Raw genomic sequence first — 24,053 nt, 5'->3', positions numbered from 1 at the left:
CGGAAAAAAATCCAATGATTCCTGACTTTCATATTGATTACACGAATGCGGATGATTTACAATAAAAAATATGATAATCCGTTATGTAAAGAATAAAACACATTATTGAATTTATATATGAAACGTATATAATTTTAAATGTATTTATTTCCTGTTATTATCCATATATCCTGATTAAAACAATAAAATCCATTTATGAAAGCAATTCTATCCAACTATACGTCCTGTAGAAAAACAGTACTGTTGTTTTCATTTTGTTTATTCTTATCAACGGTGGTATTTGCACAACCTTCCAATGACGAATGTAACAATGCCATATCCCGTACATCCAGCACTTCCTGTAACAATAATGGATATACCATCCGGAACGCAACGGCCAGCGCAGGTGTTCCTGCCGGTTGCTCTGCCGGCACCCATTATGATGTATGGTTCAGCTTTACGGCTGTTGGTACCACACATACGGCAACAATAAGTAACCGGGGAAGTAATTTTACTAACCCGGAAGTTCAGATATTCAGCGGTACCTGTGCTGCGTTGGTTTCGGTAGCCTGTGCAACCGGATCAACCGTAACCGCAACCGGTTTAACGATCGGCAATACCTATTATGTTCGTGTTTCCCATGTAGGCGCTGCAGTTACTTCCAACGGAAATTTTGATATCTGTATAACGCACCCGAATCCTCCCCCGGCCAACGATAATTGCAATACGGCCACGCTTTTAACATCGGCTTCCAATTGCAATACCATTACCGGTAATCTTCGTTATGCTACCAACTCGGCTCCTACCGGAGCCTGCGGCGGAGCTACGGCAACCACCACCTACGATGTGTGGTTCAGCTTCCAGGCCAATTCAACTACCCATGCAGTTACCGTGAACAATTTAGGTTCTAACCTTTCAGCCGCATCAACTTACATTCAAATGCTGAGCGGGGCAGGTTGTGCAGGTTTTGTATCACTGGGATGCCAGGCGGTATCCGTTACCAATGGCCGGATGACCATTGCGGGATTAACGATCGGTACTTTCTATTATGTACGGGTATATGTAACTTCAAACCCTACTGCTTCAGCCACCAGCGACTGGAATTTCAATATCTGTGTGCAGCAGCCACCGGCCAATAACGAATGTGCGGGAGCCATAGCATTAACCCCTGGTGCATCTTGTGTTAACACAGCCGGAAAACTCGACCTGGCTACAGCAAATGCAGCAACTCCTTTGGGCTGTTTTGCCGCAGGTACTTACTATGACGTATGGTACAGTTTTGTAGCAACGGCAGCTGCCCAGCATACTGTTACGATAAGCAGCCTGGGAGCAAATTTTACTGCTCCAAGAATCCAGATATACGGGGGTAATTGCGGGGCGCTGGTCTCCATTGCATGTGTTTCCGGTACTTCACTTACGCAAGCGGGATTGGTAAATGGCACAACCTATTATGTACGCATAGCCAATTTTAACGTAAATCCTTCCGGAACAGGTACGGTAGCTAATTTTAATATTTGTATAACCCGAACCGCCGCCCCACCGGCCAATGATGCCTGTGCAGGCGCCATTTTACTGACCAGTGCGGTAGCCTGTTCCAATGTATCGGGTACATTGATCAATGCAACGGCAACGGCTGGTTTACCTGCCTGCGGCAATGCATTATCACCTGAAGTATGGTATATGTTTGTGGCCCAGTCTGCTTACCCCGTAATAACACTCAGTTCAGTAGGTGCCAATCTTACCACAGCCGGTCCGCGTATTCAATTATTCTCCGGCAATTGTGGCTCTTTGACCCAGGTAGGTGCGTGCTCTACTTCGCCGAGAAATACGGCAACAAATCCGGGAGGTGCCGGCTTAACCGTAGGGGCAACATATTATGTGAGGATCACCACACAGACTTTAGCAGCACCGGTTGCTGCTGGTACATATACTTTTAATATTTGCATCACCGACCCGAATCCTACCGGAAGTGCCCGGATAGATTATGGCAAAACATATGCTAATATAACAGATGGAGCAGTGGGAGGAACCATCAACCCAGGCGATGTGCTGGAAATAAGGGCCACCCTGGTGGTAAGGCAAAATGCTGCCAGCCAGCACCGGGCCATCGACAGCGTTGCATTCTATGATACCCTTTCGCCGGGAATGGGATTTGCCCTGAATGCAGGTACCATCGCAACCCGGACCAATGAAGGAAAAATATATACCCTGTTTTCAGATGCCCAGGATGCGGATCCAGGCCATTACACTACTGCGGGGGTTGGTACCGACACGGCGATCCGGATCAATATTGGTGCCGGGGCCACTCCCACCAATGGAGGTATTGTACGAAGCAGCTCCAGGCCTTCTTTTTATAATAATACCTGTATCATCATGGCAACTTACCGGGTAACGGTAAATGCAGGATACGATACAAAAATAAATTTTGGCGGCGGAGCATTCCGATACAGGGACTCTGTTACCGGCGTGTTCTATACGATCAACTTCCCCAACGACAGCCTGATCATTTATGCAAGCCCCGGCGCCTGCCCCGATGCTGTTTCTGCAACAAATGTTATCGGGGATGAATTCAACGGAACATTTGGTGCCCCGGCGGCAAGTCCCGGTTCACAGAACAGGGGTACTTCTCCCAACACAAATTATACCTATGCCGCTTTTGGTGCGAACGCACCCCAGGACTATTACTACGGCGTAGCCAATAATACAAGTGCTAATAATTCTACCAACCAGACCGTGGCCAAACCCGGCGGTGCGGCACGGGTATTTACACTTTGGGATATAACCGGCGACCATTCCGGTTCAACAAACACCGCAAAAGGAAATCTACCTTGCAATCCATTACTGCCCATCAGTTCAACAAATCCGTGCGGCTATATGCTGGCAATCAATTCAGCTTATAAGACCGACGTAGCATTTGAATTCAATGCGGCCGGTGCATGCGGTGCAACCTATTATGAAGTTTCTGCCTGGTTTAAGAATATCTGCTACAAGTGCGGTTGCGACTCCATGGGCAGGGGCGCTTCTACGGCAGGCTATATTCCTACAGCTGCGGGCGACTCTGCAGGTGTACGGCCCAATATCGCCATGCAGATCAACGGGGTAGATTATTATACGACCGGGGAACTGGTTTACCAGGGCCTTGGTGGAACACAAACCGGATCCGATACCCTGAACAACTGGGTAAGACGTTCCTTTGTATTTAAAACAGACTCTACACAAAGCAATTTCAGGGTTACTTTCCGGAATAATGCCCCGGGTGGTGGCGGTAACGACTGGGTGATCGATGATATCAGCATACGTACCTGTTACCCCAACATGGTCTATTCGCCTTCTGCAAGCCCGACGGTATGTGCAGGACAAACACTGACAATTTCTGACACCGTACGGTCTTATTATAATGTATATATCTATTACAAGTGGCAACGCAGTACCGATGGCGGCACAAACTGGGTCGACATTGCCGGCACTGCGGGTGTGGCCACACTGACCCCTATATCAGGATATTTTGAATTTGTGGATTCTTATACTTTGCCTCCTTCAGCCACCACGCCTGCCAACAACGGAGATCTGTACCGGATGGTGGTTGCTACTACGGCATCGAACCTCGCAGGTTCCTGCAATTATTCAGATCCTACCCCGGTTACCTTAACGGTATTGAACAATTGCATTGATATTGATGATGATAATGACGGTATCCCGGATTATGTTGAATTCAATAACCCGGTTGCCCTGCAGGATGCCAATGGTAATGGAATTCCAAACTGGAATGATCCTACGTATCCTGGCTTTATAGACGTCAACGTAGATGGCGTAAATGATAATTTCGATTACGGAGCCGATGCCAATGGTAATGCTATCCCTAATTACCTTGACCCGACCTTCCCCGGCTTTATCGATAGTAACAGTGATGGTGTAAATGATAATGCAGACAAGGACCTGGACGGCATCATCAACCAGTATGACCTGGACAGTGATAATGATGGCATACCTGATGCGGTGGAATCATATGGTGTAGAGACCGACGGCGATGGCATTATTGATAATTATGTGGATACGGATAACGATGGATTCTCTCAAAACGTAGATGCCAATAATACCGGTGTTGGTGTTTCTGGTAACGGGTTGGGGGCACACCAGATCTTGACGGCGATGGTATCCCTAACTATTTAGATACCGACAGTGATAATGATGGTATCCCGGATGTGGTGGAAGTAGCCGGAACGGATGCCAATAATAATGGTCTTATCGATGGTTTTGTAGACAGCAATTACGATGGCATAAGCGATAATAATTTTGCCGCCTCTGCCTTATTAAGGACGGGTGTTGACCTGTTACCTGTAGATGGCAGGGCAGACGATTATCCGAATAAAAATCTTGACCGTGACCTCAGGCCAAATGCCTATGATATGGATGCGGACGGTGATGGAATTGTTGATGTGCTGGAAGCCGGTCTTCCGGATGCAAACCTGAATGGTATCGTGGATGGCGTGATTGCTGCAAACGGCTGGTCAACATCTGTTTCAGGCCTGGCTGCACTGAACCTGCCGAATACGGATGGCACCGGTGAGCCCAATTACCTGGACATTGATTCTGATGATGACGGTATACCGGATAATATTGAAGGCATGTCAACCGTAGGTTACCAGTTACCAACTACAACGGATGCGGATGGCGACGGGCTTATGTCACCCTATGACAACACCGTAGGTTTTGGCGGCTCGGGCATATTCATTTATGATCATGATGCGGATGGCACCCCCGATTACCGTGACCTGGATACCGATGCGGATGGCCAACCGGATATTGTTGAAGGCAATGACTTTAACCTGAATGGCATTGCAGATGACCTGGTGACCTTAACCGGCATGGATACAGATGGCGACGGACTGGATAACCGATTTGATTCGCTCAACTCCGTACTCAATATCAAAGGTACTTCTTACAATATGGGTAATGGTGGTACTACTTTAGGTGATGCAGCCCCCGGAACCAGGGCGCCGGTACAGAAAATCATTCCTGCGCAGGCTGACAGGGACTGGCGTTTTGTAGGTACCGTACTTCCTGCAGAGATCCTTAAGTTTACGGGTGTTGCGCAAAACAACCTGGTACCCCTTAGCTGGACGATCATTACCTTAAAGGACATTGACCACTTTGAAGTGGAACGGAGCCTTGATAATTCCACGTATACCAGGGTTGGTATCGTAAGCGACCCGGTAAAATTAAATGAAGAGCAGAGCTTTGGGTTTACCGATAATATAAACGGTATCAGCAATGAGATCATTTACTACCGCCTTAAAGTGATCGGTAAGGGCGGTGAAATAAAATACAGCAATGTACTGGTGGTAAGAAGGTCGGTGAACAAGACCCAGGTTACGCTGATGCCAATGCCGGCAAGCAGCTATGTAACCATCAATATGTCTGTTGACAAGAACATCCAGGCAAAGATCATCCTGCTGGACAAGGTTGGAAAGCGGGTGCTGGTACAGGATCAGAACCTGAACCGTGGTACCAACAACATTACGCTGAACCTTGACAAATACAGCGAAGGGGTTTATGCACTTATAATTGAAACCTCCTCCGACAGGATCGTCAAGCAACTGGTGATCGTAAGATAATTAACCAGGAAATATAACCGGACAAAGGCCTTATGGTAAAACATAAGGCCTTTTCATTTCGGGAATGTTTGGATGAACCGGAAGAAACTTCCCTCACCCTGAATCCATAAAACTGTTTACTGCCGGCAATGGCCTGTTCCCCGGAATACTTTGGCTGCTTTGTATCAGCGGATTTTTCACAGCATACCCCTGAATAATAAGACTCTTGCGTGAAACCCCGATGTAGTGTACGCCCTACGCCCTGGCCGGGGCCTTCACCGACCGGAATGATCATGGTCCCATTCCCCTGGTTGCTGTCCTCACCGACCGGAACGATCATGCTCAGCGAGCATAACTAAGATGGGGGTGGATGTTCTTCTCCGCCGCGGTTCATAACCCTGGAACCTGTATGCGAATAAACTACCGGTAATGGACTGTTCTGCTGGTTTCTGTAACACCTTTGCTCCTCTGCCATCTCCTGCGCCGTTGCATTTTTAAATGCCAGCCAGAGCAACGTGTTCGTCATCATCAACGCACGCTCCTTTTCCCGCTTTTCTTTCAGCATATAGAACTTAACGGCAGCATTGAATACCCCGTTACGCTTACGGAGCCTTTTTTGCCAGACCGCTTTTTCTACCGGGTCTGCGATCACCTGCTTTGCATATTCCACAGCTTCTTTAAAAAGGTTGCGGCATTTACGCTGCTTTGCCGAAGCAATGATCCGGGTCATAACCGGGTACCTGGTCCGGATAGCCCCATAGTGTCTCGTCCTGAAATAGGTTGACTAAAAATCAACCATTATGGACTTAAAAGAACAGATCATTTTAGAATACCTGGAGCAAGGCTGCGGGTACAGAAAATTGAAAGCCAAGTATGGCATCGGTCGCACCACTATTTGCAAATGGGTGCAAATTTACCAGGGCGTTAATGACCTTCCTAGAACTAACAAACAGGAAAAACATTACATTCGGGAAATGAATGACCCCGACAAAAAAAGAGCACCCAAAAAGGAGATCACCCAGGATGATCTGCTCAAAAAGATTGCTGCCTTAGAAAAGCAACTTGAGTGGGAAAAGCTCCGGGCTGATGCGCTCGACATTATGATCAATGTAGCTGAAGAAAAGCTTAATATCCCTATCAGAAAAAAGTCTGGAAGCCGGCAGTCCAGGAAATAAAAAAGGCAAAACCGTTTGCAAGCCTGCAAACCATTTGCCGGCTGCTTGGCTATTCCTCACAGGCTTATCATAAACATCAAAACAAATTGCTTTCAAAGGGATTGCAGGAAGGTGTGATACTGCAACAAATTGACGCAATAAGAAAGCTGCAACCACGATGTGGAGGGAGAAAACTTTTTGTTGAACTGCAATCGTTTTTGACCCAACATAAAATCATCATGGGAAGGGATAAATTCTTTGAATTGCTTAAAAGAAACAAACTGCTTGTGCGCAAGCTAAAACGCAATGTGTACACCACCAACAGTAAACACCATTTTCGCCGGTATCCCAACCTGGTAAGGGATTTTGAGCCCATGAAGGCCCACGAACTGTGGGTAGCAGATATTACCTATATACCCCTCAAACACAGGCATGCTTACCTGTTTTTAATTACCGATGCCTACAGCAGAAAGATTGTAGGTTTTAACCTCAGTGATGATATGAAGGTGAGCAGTGGATTACTGGCACTTAAAAAAGCAATGGCGCAAAAACCTGCTGATGCTATCGTTATTCACCATAGCGACAGGGGTATTCAATATTGCAGTACAGCATACACAGATTTTCTCCAAAAAAACAACTGCATGATATCTATGACAGAAAATGGAGATCCTTATGAAAATGCAATCGCTGAAAGAGTAAACGGCATACTTAAAACCGAACTTATCAGCAGTTTTTACAGCGATGCCGATACGGCTTCCAGGCATATTGCCCGCTGCATCACCATTTACAATTACAGGCGCAGGCACGCAAGCCTGAACTGGCAAATACCACACGAAGTACACAGCCAAAAAGGGCCACAAATAAAGCAATGGAAAAACTACTATTATAAACGTAAAACAAAGGAGGAAAAATTGGAAACATTATAAGCGGCAGGCCAACAATAAATATTTTCTTTAGCTGAGTGGCTACAAAAATATTTATCGCCAACGCACGGCAAACTTTATTGCTCAACCTATTTCAGGATGAATTATCTTAGTAAACCAAATGCAGGATTATCATTGTTAACGGGTCAACTAATTTCAGGACGAGACATTATAAATTTTAATACTCACTTATGAATAAACTACTTTTTGCATTACTAATGATGAGTACGTCATTTTGTTATGCCCAAGATAAAAAAGGCTGTGAAACCGTGGAACCCAGCTACATGAATCGTTTACCCGGTTATCGGATTAACTCTTGTGAGGAAAGTGAATATAAAGAGCCCGGCTTTATATATTATGCGGGCAGTCCGGCTAAGGCCATTAAAATTGAGAAGGGAGTCAAATATCGCAAAATAACATATTTTAAAAATGAAGGTGAAACAAGGAAATTCAGTAGCTCACAAATCCTCAATAATTACTTAAATGCCATTACGAAAGTTAAAGGGGTAGAACTTTCTACTGATAAAACCATGTTCAAGGCCAGCGTTGATGGAAAGGAGGTGTTTCTAAAACTTACAGCAGGTAATTCTTCAGATGTCAGCAATTATATAGTTGAGATGCTAGAAGCAGAACCTATGCAACAAGATATCAAGATAGATATGAAAGATGCCATTGACAGGGATGGTAAGATAGCCCTCTACGGTATTCTATTTGATGTGAATAAGGCGACCATCAAATCTGAATCTGAAAAGACCCTGCAAACTGTTATTGAATATCTTGTTTCGAATAAATCGGTAAAAATTATCGTTGTAGGGCATACAGATAACACAGGTGTTTTTGCGTCAAATATTACCCTTTCAAAAGAAAGAGCAAAAGCGGTGGTAGAATTTCTGGTTACAAAAGGAAAAATTGATTATTCCCGTCTTATGCCAGAGGGAGTAGGATCATTGTGCCCTGTTGCAACCAATACAACAGATGCAGGGAGAATACTAAATAGAAGAGTAGAAATTGTTAGGCAATAAAAAGCATTATAAGCCTATCTATAACTGCATCTTACCAAAGCGGAGCGGACGTGGTGCAGAAATCTTTGGCACCATAGTCGTAGCTTGACGATGCGGCTCCGAAATCCCATCACCCCACGACGAACAAAGTATTTTAAATTAACAGGTGACCATTGGCACAACTCTAATGAAGTAAGGAGAAACCATACAGCCAACAACAAAATGTTTATGCAATGCGGGGGGTCAGTGTAGCCATTAAAAAGTAATTTCTTAATTTCGTTCAGTAACGCTGGACAGGTCGGAGCAGGTCGGGCTTAACATTTCTCTCCGCTACATTTTTAAGCCCTCCTATACCCCACACTGCATAAACTCAAACGTTGTATGTCACCCTAAAGAGCATCCTACTTAAATTAAAATAACATGACCTTGCCGACCCTTCGCTATTTTTAGTACATTTCAAGGCATACAAAACCCAGACAAAACGCCAACTTTGCAAAGAGCCAAAATTACCAACGCACAGCCTACACCCCGACTGATTGAACTCTATTTGTTTTCACATCTATCATAAGCATTATAATGGACTTTATTACATAGCTGAATTTCAAAAACATCTTCAGTTAGCTATTGCTTAATGATTGACCTTTACCAAACCTCTTTCCTTAAATTTTCTTTTTGCTTCTTCCAATAACGAAAGAAAATTAGTGATGCTGGGGTTGTAACCATACCCCTGATCGATCAGCTTGTTTTCATTGGCATCAAAAAAGAAATAATACGGCTGACTGTTGGCGCCAAATTTTGTTACCTGCATATCCGCATTTTTGTCCCCCAGTGTCTCCACTTTTTTCCCTAATGCCTTTGAATAATAGATTTCGTTTTCCTGCAGGTCTATAGTCTGCACATCTACATACAAAGACACGATGACAAAATCATCTTTTAAACTTTTCATTACTTCTGGGTCACTCCATACCTGTCCTTCCATTTTACGGCAGTTTACACAATTGATGCCTGTAAAGTCAAGCATTAAAGGTCTTTTTAATTTCCTTGCGACTTCTAAAGCTTCATTGTAATCAAAATAGGTGACCATACCATTAGTAACCACTACTTCCGGCTCATATAACTTCATTTTTTCATAGTACTTTATAGGTTGCGGTAAGGTGTTTTCATGCGACGTGACTGTGCTGTATGATGAATGCCCGGGTGTGTTGGCCACAAAATCCTGTGTGCCCATTGGCGGTACAAATGCGCTTATGCCTTTAAGTGGCGCCCCCAACAAACCTGGAACCATATACACGGCAAATGAAAGTGATATAATGGCAAAAAGCAGCCTGATAACAGTGAGATAAGGAAGACCAAAGTCATTCTTAGGTAATGCATCGTCATGCTGAAATTTTAATTTCCCCAGTAAGTAAATCCCAAGTAGTAAAAATATTACAATCCATAAGCAGAGGAAAATTTCACGATCTAATAAACGCCACCCTTTTACTAAATCTGCATTGGATAAAAATTTCAGGGCCAGGGCCAGTTCCAAAAAACCGAGTGTAACTTTTATAGCATTGAGCCACCCACCGGCTTTACCCAGTATATTCAATTTGGATGGGAAAAATGCAAATAATGCGAAAGGCAAAGCTAATGCCGTAGAAAATCCAAACATTCCCGCTAATGGTCCCCAATAACTGCCTTTGGCAGCCAGCACCAATAAATTACCGATAATAGGACCGGTGCATGAAAATGAAACAAGTACTAATGTCAATGCCATAAAAAAAATACCCAAAATATTCCCTGTACCTGCCTTTTTATCTGATTTATTGGTCCATGATGATGGTAATGAAATTTCAAATGCGCCGAGGAAAGAAAAGCCAAAAATTAAAAAGAGTGCAAAGAACACCAGGTTGGCAATCCAGTTGGTTGCAAGGTTGTTTAACGCCGCAGGCCCAAACAGCAGAGTTACTAAAAAGCCAAGTCCGGTAAAAATAACTACTATAGATGATGAATAATATAAAGCATTCCAGATGCCCTCTTTTTTTGTTTTGCTACGTTTTGTAAAGAATGAGACAGTAACCGGTATCATCGAATATACACAGGGTGTCAATAATGCAAGAAGCCCGCCCCCAAATGCAGCCAGAAATATCCACCATAAGGAATGATTGGTCATGCCGGTTTCTTTTGTTTGTGCACCTATAAGCGCATTTTTATTTTGAACAAAAAACTTAAATGGTACTTCTCCGGGAATAAATTCTTCCCCTTTTTTGTAGATATAAGAAATATGCCCACGGACAACAGTACTATCTGTCGCAGATATGGTCTGTTGCCATAAAATGGAATCGGTATAATAAGTTGTTTTGGCACCAAGTTCTTTGTCATTTCCGCTGTATGTTTTCCCGATTTCAATCAAGCTGCCAAGGAGGTGTTTTTGTACAGATGAATCAAATCTGATAACTGAATAAACCGCATCATCTGGTTTGTTTTGCAAGGCATATAGCCTGATTCCGGCTTTTATTTTTCCTTTGATGTTTAATTGCACAACTGTGTCATTAAGGTTTACTTTGCTAAAGCTGAATGATACAGGCAAAGTATCCTGAGCATGTAGATGTGAGCTAAGTACAATAAATGCCATACAGGCTGATGCCTGTAAGAATTTTTTCATTTTCTTCACTGATTTACTTTAAAGGAATGGAAAAGGTTACAATCTTAGGGGGCAAACATTCTTTATCATTACATACCATGTATTCTACAGAACCGCTAAGATTTGTTTTAACAGCAGTTTTCAGTTTCGCAATAATTACAAATTCCACTTTTTGGGAGTATTGCTTAACATCCACACCAAAAAGCGGTTCATGTTTCTGTTCCAGCTTTCCGATCTCCTTTGGTATGCCAGTAATAATCAATAATGGATTACTGGTAAAAGTAAATGTTGTAGGAACCGGGCCGCCATCAGCTGTTGTTTGTGAATAAATATGCCATCCTTTTTGAAGAGTAGCACTTAGGTGCACTTCAAATGTTTTATCACTTGTTTTTTTCGCTGTGAAGGTCCAGTTTACCGGATTGTTCAGTTGAGCATTTGTAATAGCAGTGCATAGTGTGCAAATCAAAATAAATGTACTCCTTTTCATTTTGTTTTCCCTTTATGAGTCCTCTTGAATATATTTTTTAAAACTCTCCACATTATTTATTAATGACCTGAAAATAGAGGTCGGTATACTGGTCAATTATTGAAAAGCTTTTCATCAAGTGGTTTCACTTCAGCATTTTGAACTTTGATGGTAATTAAGTTTGCCTGGTTAATTTTATATGGAATCATTAACCCATTTATATTCCGGTAGTCTTCATAGTTCACAAAAGTTTCAAAATAGCCTCCTCCTTTACGTGGTTCAAGATTAATTGTAAATATTTTTAATTTATCAATTAAATAGGTCTTCTTGTTTATATAATATCGTTCTTCTGTATTATTATATTTTAGCTTCAATACATAACAGCTATCTGTGTTTGTCTCATTTTCTTCTGCAAACTTTACGATCGAGTTATTAACCGTTTTACGTAGAAATAGTTCCAGTCCAAAAAGCTTGTTTACCCATGTGTCTTTTAAGTTCGAAAAAGATGGATTATTTGTTGATACCTTTTCGCCGTTCATAATTGCATATTTCTCCGTAAAATATTCCTTTCCTAAAATCATTAACATTTGTTCAGTTTCTTCAAACTGGTTTGTATTTTTAAATTTATCGGGATAGCTATAGTAAGTTTTACCATTTATATTAAAAGAAATTACAGACTGGCGGTAATTCATTAAAAGGCCGTTGGTTTTGAGGACTTCTGCTCCAAGGGCTTTGAAATGTTTTTCCAGAATTTCCTCTGTGTTTTTGCCAAATAGTTCTTCATCAAAAATACCCCTTATCTCTTTCTTATTTTCTGGTCTTATCATATTGTCAGAAATGATATGGCCATTAGCATCAATCAGCATATAGCGGGGTATTGACTCAATGCCATAAGCTTTGGGGAATTCATTCTTAAAATCTCCTTTGGCATGCAAAATAACACCATGCAGGTCTTCTTCTTTTACTGCTTTTAGCCAGGCCGGCTTTGATTTATCAAGGGAAACACTGGCAAACACAATGTTCTTACCTGCATAGGCTTTTTCCAGTTCTTTTTGATGTGGAATCTGTGCTTTACAGGGGGCACACCAGGAAGCCCAGAAATCTATAAACAACATTTTGCCTTTAAAATCATCCAGCTTGTATTCTTTACCTGTAGAATCATGTAATAAAAAATTAAATGCTTTTTTTCGGGCTGCATTTAAATCAGGTATTTTATTCGCTTTTAGCAGTGCTATTTTTTCTGTATAGCTGTCTTTTACGGTTTGCGAGGAGTTTTCATACAAATACGAAACATACTCTTCATTTTTAAGCCCATTTGTTGGTAATTCAATTCGCAATTTCTCTGAAAAAAGAGAGCTTTTAATAATTGTATCGGAAACGTATTTGCTGATAGCTTCCGCAGCAATAAACTGGGGTACATTTTTTGTTTTATATTATCAATACTTATTCCATATTTCTCCAGTGTTCTGGCGGCATAGGCATTGGTCAGGTCTGTTAAGTATTCTTTGAGAAAGGGAATGTTTAATGCAGTTTTTTTAAGTTTTGTTGCTTTTATTTCCTGTAATGCTTTTTCAATTTCGTTTAAAGACATCTTATCAATCATTGTATAATTTCGAAATGATTTCATGAAAAGCAAAACATCAGATTTAAAATTCGGAATGGAGGAAATGAATGCAGCATTTTTTGTTAGTTGCTCATTTAGTTTAGTTTCTGCAAAAAACAGCGGTTCATTCTTGTTGAACAGCAGCTGGTGCCAATCCCTGCTTTTAGTATCTATACCTTTTTCCTGAAGGGCACTATAATATGCATTGAAAATATCCTGTAGTTTATTAACCTTATTATTGCTGATTGTTACATTACTTTCCTGCAATGAGGGCTTATTAATAGTAAGTACAAGTTTTTCATTGGGTACTAAGTAAAAATATTGCGGCTTGGGGTTGCCTGATCTTATTTCTACAAATTGAGGTTCCAGGAGTTTAATATCGCCTGAAAATGTATGATCATCTTTCTTCAGATTAAAACTGTCAAGTTTGCCATCATGTATAAATTGAACCTGCCTCACCCTTTTCGCAATATCCCCGGTAACTTTTCCAGAAACTGTTATTTTTTGGGAAAATGAAGATGATGATGCTAAACCGAGAAAGCATACCAGCATTACATTTGCTATTTTTTTCATTATTATTCTATTATTTTTTTTAATAAATGTAAAAGCAAACCATAGGATTAATAAGTAAAAACCCGCATGGTTTGCTTTCATTCCGGCCTATGTGCTATATTAATAACCCGGATTCTGTGTTAAATTGGGACTATTGTTTAATTCCGATAATGGAATAGGCCATAAGTTATAATGAGCTTTGTAGTTTGCTGCTTTATAGGGCACAGCACCTAAGACTGTCTGCAACTGTCCAGTTCGTTTAAGGTCATACCAACGATGACCTTCATAAAACAATTCAGTTACTCTTTCTTTCTCAATCGCCGAAAGCATTTGTGGCTGCGTGGCGGCAGTAGTGTTTGGAAGTCCTGCTCTTGTACGAACAAGGTTTATATCAGTCGCAGCAGAATTTGCTCCCGTTATATTACCTTGCTGGGCCCTGGCTTCTGCCCTGATCAGGTACAGTTCGGCCAGCCGCTGATAAATAAAATCCTGGGGATTGGCGTTTATGGTTGCAGTTGATGCCGTAACATTATGCAAATATTTATTTGCAAATACTTTTCCAAATAAGGATATGGTCCAGTTTCCGCTTACTTTGCGCTGGTCCCCTGCTTCAAACCTGGATTGCATGGCAGCTGGAATAGCACAATGAGTGGAAGCGGCATTGCCGCTTGATGCAGGAAGTGTAATCCAGCCCAATACGGCCCGGTTGTCAAACAACGACCCGGTTCCTGTTGCCCCATGAGATAAAATAGCTTCCCTGCTGCCTCTTTTGAATACGTTATTAACTCCTGTTACTAGTAAATACTGATTGCTGCCAATTACTTCTGTAGCTGCTGCTTCAGCATCTGCCCATCTACCTAAGTATAAATATACTTTGGCAAGTAAAGCCAGTGGCTGGAATCTGTTGTGTATCGTTTTTGAATTACTGGTATTAACAGTTGCAGGCAAATCTGCCGCTGCTTCCTGCAGGTCTTTAATTATCTGATTATACACTTCAGTTGCAGGAGTTCTCGGTTTGTTCAGATTTTCTTCTGCACTGGTTGAAGTAATTAATGGAACATCTCCCCATGAAGTTACCAATGTAAAATGTTCAGCTGCCCTTATATATTTTGCGGCCGAAATAAATTGCTTCTTTTCAGCATCGGTTAGAATATCTGTACCAACTGCAGGCAGTTTTTCAATTAAGGTATTTGCCCTGAAAATTGTTCTGTAAAAAAACCCCCATTGCATCAATTGTGTATTGGCAGGTACGATATTTCCGCCTATAATATCTCCAATTTCTGAACCTGGCAAAGGGCTTATTTCTCCTTCATCGGACCACCAGTATGTAATCTTGTAATAGGTTCCTTTAAGTAATCCATCTGAAAATGCATTGTACATGCCATTTACAGCAGATATAATAGTTGGTTTGGTTTTGAAAACATTATCAGTAGCCAGCTGATCAATCGGTAATGGCACTTCCAGGTATTTTTTACAACCCGTAATAGCGATCATTAAAAAAATGATTGGTATTAATAAACAAGCAGCTATTTTATTTAATCGTTTCATAATAAATTAGATTTCGGTTTAAAATGATAGTTGAATACCGGCAGTCCAGGTTTTTAATACCTGGCCACTGCGTAGTTGTACAAGCTCTGGATCTTTGTAGATTTTTTTGCTGGTCCATGTTAATAGGTTCTGTCCTCTTACATAAACAACAGCCTTGTTTATTTTTGCTTTTGAAACAAATCCTATAGGCAAAGTATAGGAAAGAGACAGGTTCTTTAAACGGGCATAGAAAATATCATTTAAGGCGGCAGATGATAGCGGAAAAACGCTGCTTAAAAGATTGGTGGTTGAATTAGAGGCGGCACCACTAAACAACCTTGGATATTTTGATACATCTCCCGGATTCATCCAATAATTACGATAAAAATCTGCTACTGCAGGATTATTCAACTGCCCGGGATAAGTACTGTTGAACATCCAGTTGGTAACAAGTTGTTGTGAAAATTGAAAGAAAACGTCCAATTCAAATCCCTTAAATGAAAATTGGTTACCTAACCCGCCAAAGGGTTCTTGGTATGGCTGACCCTATATAGGTACGATCGTTATTATTTATAAGGCCATCTCCATTCAAATCTTTAAAAATAGGTAATCCGGTAGCCGGATCAACCCCCTCAAATACCTGTGTCCATTCAGTATTAAGCAGTGTTCTTGGGCTGTTAACCGGGTACCCGATTTTTAGCCTGTTAGCGAATGAAGATTGTTCCAATCCGGGAAATTCAACCAGCTTGTTTTTTAATAACGTAAGATTGAAGTTGGTTTTCCATTGAAACTTACTTCCTATTTTAGTGTTTTGGGTATTTAGCTCAATCTCCCATCCTTTGTTTTCAACCACTGCAGGTATGTTTGTTATATAACTATTGAAACCGGTTTGTGAAGGTATTGGCGTGCTTGCTAATAAATCGGTAGAACGGTTGCGGTACCAGTTTACATTCAGTAAAACACGGTCTTTAAAAAAGCCAATTTCAAGGGCTAAATCCAGTTTACGGCTGCTTTCCCAGCCTATTGATGAGTCTGCAAGGTAGTTTGCAGCAAGACCTGCTGCTCCATCATAAAAATTGGAAGCATACAAGCTGGTATATTGGTAGTCGGTTATATTATCATTACCAGTTGTACCATAGCTGCCCCGCAGTTTTCCGTAGCTTAGGAAGGATAGTTTTTCTTTTAACCAGTTTTCGTTGGTAAAGATCCAACCAACACCTACAGCTCCAAAATTACCCCATTGCTTTTTGGGGCCAAACCGGGAAGAACCATCTCTTCTGTAAGTGAGATTGACAAGGTACCTGTTTTCCCAATTGTAATTTACTCTGGCAAAAGCCGAATTAAATCTATAGTATGTTGATGTGTTAGAACGGCTGGCTACTGATGTTGCTGCGGCCCAGCTATAGAGTAGCAGGTCGGAAGAATACCCTGTTAGGTTGATTGCATTACTGCTTGTTTTTCTGTCAAAGAATGTGCTGCCGACAAGGGCTTCTATTTTCCCTTTTGATATCTTTCCATTATATAAAAGCTGTGGTTCAAAATTCAAAGACTGGTATTTGCTTTGCGCCCAGTTAAGATTTGGAACGGTACTGCCCGGGTTTAGCGGATTGATAGCAGTGGAGGGAGTTCCTGTTTCTATAGTAGTAATCTGGTCATTATACCCCAGGAGTGTTTTAAGCTGTAACCCTTTATAAATACGGTAGGTCACCTCCAGGTTAGAAATAAGGCTTCTTGTTTTACTCTCAGTTCTTGCCTCTTCCATGGCAAGCGGGCTTATCAGCAAACTACTTTGTGTTATAGTTGGACTGGGCCACCAGATACTGCCATCCATGTTTTTTATTGGCATATTAGGTGGGGCGCTGGTAAGCAATCCTCCGGAACCGCCGCCTCTTGAGGGTTTTAATTTTGTAGTGATGTAGGAAGTATTGATGGATATTTTCAACCTGTCATTCTGAGAAGTATGATTCACATTTAAGTTACCAGAAATTCTTTCAAACAATGGGCTTCCTCTTGTTATGTCTTTTTGTTTCTGATATCCACCGCTTGCATAAAAGTTTAAACGTTTTTCACCGCCGGATAAATTTGCTTGTGCATTTATAGATGGTTCTGTATTGCCATATTCAAAATCTGTCCAGTCAGCAGTAGCTTTAGTTGAATCCCAGATCAGCAAGTCGGGTGCATTATTTACAGTAGGCGTTATTGGGTTAATGGCAATGCCGGTTGTAGGATTATGGTTGCCCATATTAAATGCATCACGGCGCATTTGTCTGTAGGCTGCCAGCGAAAGTCTTTCTGGCAAATAAGTTGCGCTATTTGACAAAGTACTTATATCAATATTAAATCGTGTAGGTCCAAGTTTAACTTTTTTTGTTGTTATCAGCACCACCCCATTGGCGCCCCTTGAACCATAAATAGCAGTGGCATCTGCATCCTTTAATATTTCAATACTCTCGATATCTGCCGGATTAATGGCATTCATATTCGTACTGCCGAATGACATATAGGAACCGATAGCAGTACCAAGACCCCTGTTTGGATCCGGAAGAATAGAACCATCAACAATAATCAACGGTTGATTACCTGCCTGAATAGTATTGATACCCCGGATCTGTATTTCAGTACCGCTTCCTAATGCACCAGTGTTTTGATTTATTGAAACACCGGCCATTCTTCCCTGCAATGCATGTAAAGGGTTGGAAACCGGTTGCAGACCTATCACATCTGCCTTCACAGTCGCAACTGCACCTGTTTTATATCTCCGGGTTGTTTTTGCCATATCCAATGATTTGTATTTCATCTAAAGGAGAAATACGGATTTTTACGGTTACAACAACCGATGGTTTTCCATTTAACGCCACTTCTTGTGTTTCTATATTCACACCTGTAAAAACCAACACTGACTTTTCATCTATTCCTTCAAGAGTAAAAGTTCCGTTTACACCTGTTTTTGTACCCTGATTAGTTCCTTTTACAGATACTGAAATACCTTCCAGTAATTCTCCTGATTCAGTTCTTACTAAACCACGAACTGTTATCGGCGGTGGCAGAGATGGTGTTTCTATGCCTACCAATTGAGAAACGCTTTCAGTTTTTTTAACTATAATTATTGTATTATTCTGGATAGTAAAATCAAGTTCCTGTACTTTGAAATATTGTTTCAATACCTCGGCGATGGGTACGTTTTTAACAATGATATTTACCTTTGGCGCACCCTGCAGCATTTTTTTTGTATACAGGAACCCAAGGCCAGTTTGCTGTTCAATTGCTTTGAACATTTTTTCAACCGGTGCATCTTTCAATGTAAGTGATACATTTTGTGACACGCCTTTTGCCGATACCTGAAGCAGAGCAACTGTCAGTAAAATGAAAGTCAGTTTCATTGGTTTCATAATTTGTGGAGTAAGCAGCCCGGTAAATCGTATACCGGTTTTCTTTACAAAATGATTCTGCTTACTGCAAGTAAGAAATTTCATACTTTTGCAGTGTTTAGGTTAAAGAATAAGTGATCCGTTGCGTTTTATTTATTCAAAAGCCTGACTATAGCGGGGGTGTTCGCTTCACCCCCGTTTTTTTCAGCGCTATTTTACTATTATCTTCCTACCCTCAATTTCAAAATGCACAGCTCCGGTTTTCGCCAGCATCTTTATTATTTCTGATATGTTCACGTTTCGTGAAATAATACCTACAAATTCTTCTTTAGTTATTGCCCCTTTGTACTCCACATCCACATCATACCATTTGCTGATTTGCCTCATTATTGACTGAATATCCAATCCCTGGAAAATAAATTTTCCGTTCTTCCAGGCCATTACTTCTTCCACATCCACATTTTTGTTCACACTAAACTGGCCTGTGTGATGTATCCGGGCCTGTTCCCGAGGTTTTAAAACATGTGATTTATTGCTTACAGCAGCTGTTATTTTCACACTGCCCTCCAGCAGAGTAGTTTTGATTATGGCTTCATCACTGTATGAATTGATGTTGAAATGAGTACCCAATACCTCCACTTCTGCCTTTCCAGCAGCACTTATTTTAAAAGGCTTAGAAGGGTCTTTTGCAATTTCAAAATATGCTTCACCGGATATTTCAATTTTTCTTTCTTTCCCGATGAAGGCAACAGGATAAGTAATGGAACTGCCTGCATTCAGCCATATGTGACTTCCCTCATTAAGTTGTATATCAATCACTTTACTGCCAGCAGGATTATGCAGTGTGTTGTATTGCATTACTTTTAGTGCATCGCCATTTGCGGTTTCATACACTATTTGTCCATCGGGTAACTTTACAAGGTTAATATTTCCTTCCTGGGCAACCTTACCGCTTGAAATACTGTCCAGATAAACTTGCCTACCGTCAGCTAGTGTGATCATAGCCCGGTTAGTTTGCGGGGCTTGAACGTCATTAGCGGCAACTCCATTTATTGAAATTTCTGAATTACCGGATTTATTTTTGCTAATTAAAGCGACGTACAAACCTGACCCCAAAGCAACAATAATACTTGCAGCAGCTACATACTTCCAAAAAGAAGTTCGTTTTTGCTTCAAGGGCTGAATGGAAGATTTTAAAAGTCTTATTTTATCATCCCAATCATTATCTTTTAATGTATGCTTCGGATTTTCCTGCCAGAGGTTAAGCATTAGCGTAGTAAGCTTTTCGGATTGCTCTTCAGTATCCATTAACTGCCACATTTCAGCATATTCATCAGCCGAAATATTGTTATTTAAGTATTTTTGAAATAGGTTTTGAAGACGCTCCATGCTTTATAGACGCATGAAGCTTGACAGGGTACTAATTGAAGTAATAATTTTTTAATACAATTTTAATGATAAGGAAATAATCGTAACTATTTCCGGCCCTTTATCAAGGTGTCCCTTAATGAATTGAAGGGCAGAGGAGATGTGATTCCGGACTGTATTTGGAGAAATCTGCATTTTTTTTGCAATTTCATCATAGGTGAGAAATTCTTCCCGGCTTAAACGAAATGCCTCTTTTTTTTGGGGAGTCAAATGGCTGATTGCAGTATTTATTGCATACTCCGTTTCAGCAGCCAAAAGCACCTCATCGGCACTTGATGAGGAGGCAAAATTTTCCAAATCAGACCATATTTCCAGTTGCAAAAGACGGCTCTTTTTGGCCTTTCTTAAATAATCAAGACCCTTATTGTGTACTACCCGGAAGAAGAAAGATTCAAAATTTTCAATCTGGTTGAGGATTTGCCTGGCATTCCATATTTTAAAAAAAACATCCAGTGTGGCTTCTTCGGCTATTTCTTTTGACTTGGTAATCTTAACCAGATAGTTATAAAACCGGTTACGGTATTTTTCAAAAAGCATATTAAATGCCTTTTCATCGCCATTTGAGATGAGTGCTAATAAAAGTTTGTCATTTGTGTTTCTGTCGAAGCTCACCTGCATGCTTAAGGATTCTGCGACTAAGGTACCCTATTTTAATCTATTCAATGCCATGTTTTGGCTGATGCTTTAATGAAAGGGGTGTGGAACATACCGAAATTAAGGTGTTCAATAAAGCCGACGAACCAGGTCGGGCATATTTGTATAGCACACAAAGCGGACACACAAAAGCCAACCTTGCAAAAGAGCCTGCCTTGTTCCAACGCTTCCGGAACAAAACCTGCCACGGTGGATAAAGACATTAAATTCAATTTACCAGCATGAAGGGCGAACACATAACATTCGAATTGCTAAAATACAGGCTGACGGAAGCCGTGTTTCAACAGCAGTAACCCTGTTCAGCTACATATCCAGCTTGGCCTTATCTATTTAGCGATGTACATATCCTCATCTTTTTTATCTTTACCCAGCAGCGGTCAGCCGGGCGGACGGATTCTATTTCCTGCACTTCGGCATTACCTCTCCGTCAGCAGCTATTGACCTGCACCTTTTAAACTTGAAAGACATATGATACGATTAAAGCTACTTTTTGGATGGCTATTTTTTAGTACAGCATCCATTGGGTACACACAAACGCCGGGAAACAATAAACAAGTTACGCCTCAAAAAAAATCTGTTCAAAAATCTCAACCAAAAAAAGGGCAATCAAATAATCATGACCCGGATTTTTTCCTGGTCATAGATTCTACGCTGGGTGATTGGAAAAATACAAGGAAAGTCATAGAGCTCAGGAAAAAAGAATACAAGTTAAATACATCTGTCATTGATGCCAATGGTACTATTTATGCGCTGGGTAGTACACGGAAGGATGGTCTCTACCTGGAACACATTTATCGTTTTACTAATGAAGACTGGCAGTTGTTTGAGCAAAATATTTCCGGAGAGGTACTTAACCTGGTGAATGATGGCAAAGGAAATGTATATGCGGTTACCCCATCGAAACTATACCGTGCAACCGGGAATCTATGGGAAGAAATAGCGAAGGGTACCTTTACAAAGTACAATGTGTTCACCGGTTTTGACGGGAACATCTATTTTTCCGAACAGGTATATGAGAAAAAAGTGTATGCCGGCATTAAACTCTTTAAAGTAACAAATACAAAGCCTGAATTATCTTCCGGCAATGGAAAGCCTTTGATCTTTAAAGGTGATTTATATGTTGACAGGGCGGGTAATATCTATGAGTATGATGGAAAAGAAACCGGCATTAAGATCTGGAATGGAAAAGAATGGAAAATAACAGGGGATATTCAAATTCCAGCAAATAATTTTTGGGCATTTGACGAAAACAACACTCTGTTTATCTCTGGACATAGTAACGGGAAAAATATGTTCATTAAAGTATTGAATGGCCTAAGTTGGAAAAACCTGGAGATCCCGGATTCAATAAGTAAAGAAGTTCATGACTGGCAGTTGATCACAGATACTACCGGAAAAATTTACCTAAAGGCCGACATTCGGTTTGAACAGGCTGTTGTATACCGGATCAATGGAGATAAGTTCGAACTCATGGCGATCCAGCCCGAAAGGAAACTTACCTCCCAGAAAATTGTAAAATTTCATACCGCCGGCAACAAATTCATTGCATTACAGGAAGATCACAGGTTCACCGATTTTGGATGGAAATACGTTGTTGAGCCTATCCATTATACTCCCGTTTGGAATGTTAAGATCAGGAAAATGGCCAACATACCTAACTATGAGATCGTAAGTGAGCCTTACATGAAAGATTACAGGAACCTCAATAGGTGTTTTCTTTCTGAGGACAATGGCAAATTCGGAATCCAAACTCTTGAAGGCAGGATCATAGCAGAACCAGTTTTTGATAAAATATACGTCAGCTATACACCTTCAAAAGTGACAGATCTAAAAGAGGGAGAAGACTTATGTGCAATAGGTTCCTTTTTTGTTTCACATTGATACAAGGGAAAGATACTTTGTTTTCCAAGATAGGTAAATATGACTTTGAATTACCCAAACCCGGAACGTTGGAAATGTTTAAGTGCAAAGTTTCCAGCACTTGTAATTATTGCAAAGGAAAGGGGGTTATTGAAGCCCATACAGAAACAATAACAGTAAAAGGAGAATGGATACCACCTGCGGTGAGCACTTTTACCAGTACTACTTATGAAAAGAAATGGAATGGCGCCCTGGGAAGGGATGTTATGTACATGACAACTAAGACCTCTAATGTTGTGACATCCGGAGGAGGATATAAACCCGATACCCAAAAAACGATACATGTGCCGGAACAAAAATGTAACCGGTGCAATGGAAATGCCGTAAAGAGAAGCTACCAGGTCTATGAATTCAACAGGAATTTAAAAGTGTATTCTATGAAGTGGAATTGAAATTCCTACTCATGAAAAATAATTAAGAAGTAAAACAGCTGCCAACAAAAGTATTTGCAAAAGCAGGGCTCAACAATCAATGGATTCCCTGCCTTCGCAGTTACCCGAACGTTATGCGGTCATTGCAAATATTCGCTGCAACTATGTAACTGACTTTTGACAAAAATAGTAAACAAATGATTAAAAAATATTCGGTTTTAATATGCTTGGTTACTTCAATGGTATTAATAGCAGTAGCAACTTTTAGATATCCGGGAGGCTCATTACTTGACAAAAATTCTTTAGGATTTCATTGGTCAAAAAATTTCATAAGTAATTTGTTTGCTGCAAAAGCTATAAATGGTACAGAAAACCCAGGTAGGATTTGGGCAGTTATTGGAATGGCATTCCACTCGGTTGGTTATGGAGTTTTTTTTATCAATATGTCAAAAAAGTTATCTTCAAAACAATGGGCTAAAATTTTAAAGATTATCGGACTTGCCAACATAATATTTATATTCTTAATCGCAACGCCCTTACATGATCTTGGAACGATATCGATTATTTTAACATTGGCTGGGTTATTTACTATTACAGTACTTATACTGAAGTCAAAACTTCATTTACTTAAAGTCTACTGTATTATTTGCTTATTGACTTATTACGTTTTCTTTTCCTTTTATGGTTTAGGTTATTTGGAATTGACAGCCATAATGCAGAAAGTGTACATTATATGTTCGATGCTATTGGTTTTAGGACTTGAGTACTTTACTAAAAATGAAGATTTTATACGAATAAAATCGGTAGTACCTAAAATACAAGCAACGAACCGCTAACATGAACTGTGTAAAAAACCAAACAAAATCTGATCTTTTTACGGCTTTGCTGAA

At 40.7% G+C, this 24,053-nt stretch carries 19 protein-coding genes; 8 read left to right on the top strand and 11 right to left on the bottom strand.

What is annotated here, in order from left to right; translation table 11 throughout:
- Positions 1-195: 195 nt before the first annotated feature.
- Positions 196-4,149, top strand: coding sequence for a hypothetical protein (locus IPJ02_10950; protein MBK7376052.1), 3,954 nt, complete (start codon positions 196-198; stop codon positions 4,147-4,149).
- A gap of 35 nt (positions 4,150-4,184) precedes the next feature.
- The gene (locus tag IPJ02_10945; protein ID MBK7376051.1) at positions 4,185-5,594 is read left to right on the top strand and encodes a hypothetical protein; all 1,410 of its coding nucleotides are present in this window, start codon (positions 4,185-4,187) and stop codon (positions 5,592-5,594) included.
- Positions 5,595-5,928: 334 nt separating this feature from the next.
- Here the strand turns inward: IPJ02_10945 and IPJ02_10940 are convergent, their stop codons facing one another.
- On the bottom strand, positions 5,929-6,303 hold the full coding sequence (locus tag IPJ02_10940; protein MBK7376050.1) for a hypothetical protein: 375 nt from the start codon (positions 6,301-6,303) through the stop codon (positions 5,929-5,931).
- Positions 6,304-6,373: 70 nt separating this feature from the next.
- On the opposite strand from IPJ02_10940, the gene IPJ02_10935 reads away from it, so the two are divergent.
- The 3 genes from IPJ02_10935 (at position 6,374) to IPJ02_10925 (ending at position 8,672) form a co-directional block, all read left to right on the top strand.
- Entirely contained in the window at positions 6,374-6,748 is a 375-nt protein-coding gene (locus IPJ02_10935) for a hypothetical protein (protein MBK7376049.1), read from the top strand.
- Positions 6,745-7,653 (top strand): IS3 family transposase, encoded by a 909-nt coding sequence (locus IPJ02_10930; GenBank protein MBK7376048.1) that lies wholly within the window; start codon positions 6,745-6,747, stop codon positions 7,651-7,653. Before IPJ02_10935 ends, IPJ02_10930 begins: the two co-directional genes overlap by 4 nt.
- 188 nt (positions 7,654-7,841) lie before the next feature.
- Positions 7,842-8,672 carry an OmpA family protein gene (locus tag IPJ02_10925; GenBank protein MBK7376047.1) on the top strand — a complete coding sequence of 277 codons (831 nt, stop codon included), beginning with the start codon at positions 7,842-7,844 and terminating at the stop codon, positions 8,670-8,672.
- A gap of 607 nt (positions 8,673-9,279) precedes the next feature.
- On the opposite strand, the gene IPJ02_10920 is transcribed toward IPJ02_10925, so the two are convergent.
- The 10 genes from IPJ02_10920 to IPJ02_10875 all read right to left on the bottom strand — a co-directional run bounded on the left by IPJ02_10920 (position 9,280) and on the right by IPJ02_10875 (position 20,836).
- Positions 9,280-11,295: a thioredoxin family protein gene (locus IPJ02_10920; GenBank protein MBK7376046.1), complete on the bottom strand. Its 2,016-nt coding sequence runs from the start codon at positions 11,293-11,295 to the stop codon at positions 9,280-9,282.
- Positions 11,296-11,308: 13 nt separating this feature from the next.
- Positions 11,309-11,761, bottom strand: a complete 453-nt coding sequence (locus IPJ02_10915; GenBank protein ID MBK7376045.1) for a hypothetical protein — start codon at positions 11,759-11,761, stop codon at positions 11,309-11,311.
- Between the two features lie 92 nt (positions 11,762-11,853).
- Complete coding sequence (locus IPJ02_10910; GenBank protein MBK7376044.1) at positions 11,854-13,077, bottom strand: redoxin family protein; 1,224 nt, start codon at positions 13,075-13,077, stop codon at positions 11,854-11,856.
- The gene (locus tag IPJ02_10905; GenBank protein MBK7376043.1) at positions 12,996-13,916 is read right to left on the bottom strand and encodes a hypothetical protein; all 921 of its coding nucleotides are present in this window, start codon (positions 13,914-13,916) and stop codon (positions 12,996-12,998) included. Before IPJ02_10905 ends, IPJ02_10910 begins: the two co-directional genes overlap by 82 nt.
- A gap of 99 nt (positions 13,917-14,015) precedes the next feature.
- On the bottom strand, positions 14,016-15,443 hold the full coding sequence (locus IPJ02_10900) for a RagB/SusD family nutrient uptake outer membrane protein (GenBank protein MBK7376042.1): 1,428 nt from the start codon (positions 15,441-15,443) through the stop codon (positions 14,016-14,018).
- An 18-nt stretch (positions 15,444-15,461) separates the two neighbouring features.
- On the bottom strand, positions 15,462-15,833 hold the full coding sequence (locus tag IPJ02_10895) for a hypothetical protein (protein MBK7376041.1): 372 nt from the start codon (positions 15,831-15,833) through the stop codon (positions 15,462-15,464).
- Positions 15,834-15,930: 97 nt separating this feature from the next.
- Complete coding sequence (locus IPJ02_10890) at positions 15,931-18,198, bottom strand: SusC/RagA family TonB-linked outer membrane protein (protein ID MBK7376040.1); 2,268 nt, start codon at positions 18,196-18,198, stop codon at positions 15,931-15,933.
- Positions 18,173-18,895 (bottom strand): secretin and TonB N-terminal domain-containing protein, encoded by a 723-nt coding sequence (locus IPJ02_10885; GenBank protein ID MBK7376039.1) that lies wholly within the window; start codon positions 18,893-18,895, stop codon positions 18,173-18,175. The genes IPJ02_10890 and IPJ02_10885 overlap by 26 nt, the downstream gene beginning before the upstream one ends.
- A gap of 105 nt (positions 18,896-19,000) precedes the next feature.
- Positions 19,001-20,179: a FecR domain-containing protein gene (locus tag IPJ02_10880; protein MBK7376038.1), complete on the bottom strand. Its 1,179-nt coding sequence runs from the start codon at positions 20,177-20,179 to the stop codon at positions 19,001-19,003.
- A 51-nt stretch (positions 20,180-20,230) separates the two neighbouring features.
- Positions 20,231-20,836, bottom strand: a complete 606-nt coding sequence (locus tag IPJ02_10875) for an RNA polymerase sigma-70 factor (GenBank protein MBK7376037.1) — start codon at positions 20,834-20,836, stop codon at positions 20,231-20,233.
- Between the two features lie 504 nt (positions 20,837-21,340).
- Here IPJ02_10875 and IPJ02_10870 point away from each other — a divergent pair.
- The 3 genes from IPJ02_10870 to IPJ02_10860 all read left to right on the top strand — a co-directional run bounded on the left by IPJ02_10870 (position 21,341) and on the right by IPJ02_10860 (position 23,999).
- Positions 21,341-22,753 carry a PQQ-like beta-propeller repeat protein gene (locus IPJ02_10870; protein ID MBK7376036.1) on the top strand — a complete coding sequence of 471 codons (1,413 nt, stop codon included), beginning with the start codon at positions 21,341-21,343 and terminating at the stop codon, positions 22,751-22,753.
- Positions 22,754-22,827: 74 nt separating this feature from the next.
- Positions 22,828-23,184: a hypothetical protein gene (locus tag IPJ02_10865; GenBank protein ID MBK7376035.1), complete on the top strand. Its 357-nt coding sequence runs from the start codon at positions 22,828-22,830 to the stop codon at positions 23,182-23,184.
- Positions 23,185-23,363: 179 nt separating this feature from the next.
- On the top strand, positions 23,364-23,999 hold the full coding sequence (locus IPJ02_10860; GenBank protein MBK7376034.1) for a hypothetical protein: 636 nt from the start codon (positions 23,364-23,366) through the stop codon (positions 23,997-23,999).
- Positions 24,000-24,053: the final 54 nt, after the last annotated feature.

Source organism: Chitinophagaceae bacterium, from assembly GCA_016710165.1.
Taxonomy (GTDB): domain Bacteria; phylum Bacteroidota; class Bacteroidia; order Chitinophagales; family Chitinophagaceae; genus Ferruginibacter.
The sequence above is the reverse complement of the archived record's forward strand: the minus strand, read 5'-3'. Positions and strand labels throughout refer to the sequence as shown.

Bases quoted from the DNA above. Each gene is read 5' to 3' on its own strand.
- IPJ02_10935 (MBK7376049.1), top strand. From the start codon at position 6,374: ATGGACTTAAAAGAACAGATCATTTTAGAATACCTGGAGCAAGGCTGC.
- IPJ02_10920 (MBK7376046.1), bottom strand. From the start codon at position 11,295: ATGAAAAAATTCTTACAGGCATCAGCCTGTATGGCATTTATTGTACTT.
- IPJ02_10950 (MBK7376052.1), top strand. From the start codon at position 196: ATGAAAGCAATTCTATCCAACTATACGTCCTGTAGAAAAACAGTACTG.
- IPJ02_10870 (MBK7376036.1), top strand. From the start codon at position 21,341: ATGATACGATTAAAGCTACTTTTTGGATGGCTATTTTTTAGTACAGCA.
- IPJ02_10900 (MBK7376042.1), bottom strand. From the start codon at position 15,443: ATGAAACGATTAAATAAAATAGCTGCTTGTTTATTAATACCAATCATT.
- IPJ02_10940 (MBK7376050.1), bottom strand. From the start codon at position 6,303: ATGACCCGGATCATTGCTTCGGCAAAGCAGCGTAAATGCCGCAACCTT.
- IPJ02_10915 (MBK7376045.1), bottom strand. From the start codon at position 11,761: ATGAAAAGGAGTACATTTATTTTGATTTGCACACTATGCACTGCTATT.
- IPJ02_10875 (MBK7376037.1), bottom strand. From the start codon at position 20,836: ATGCAGGTGAGCTTCGACAGAAACACAAATGACAAACTTTTATTAGCA.
- IPJ02_10865 (MBK7376035.1), top strand. From the start codon at position 22,828: ATGTTTAAGTGCAAAGTTTCCAGCACTTGTAATTATTGCAAAGGAAAG.
- IPJ02_10925 (MBK7376047.1), top strand. From the start codon at position 7,842: ATGAATAAACTACTTTTTGCATTACTAATGATGAGTACGTCATTTTGT.
- IPJ02_10880 (MBK7376038.1), bottom strand. From the start codon at position 20,179: ATGGAGCGTCTTCAAAACCTATTTCAAAAATACTTAAATAACAATATT.
- IPJ02_10890 (MBK7376040.1), bottom strand. From the start codon at position 18,198: ATGGCAAAAACAACCCGGAGATATAAAACAGGTGCAGTTGCGACTGTG.
- IPJ02_10885 (MBK7376039.1), bottom strand. From the start codon at position 18,895: ATGAAATTTCTTACTTGCAGTAAGCAGAATCATTTTGTAAAGAAAACC.
- IPJ02_10905 (MBK7376043.1), bottom strand. From the start codon at position 13,916: ATGAAAAAAATAGCAAATGTAATGCTGGTATGCTTTCTCGGTTTAGCA.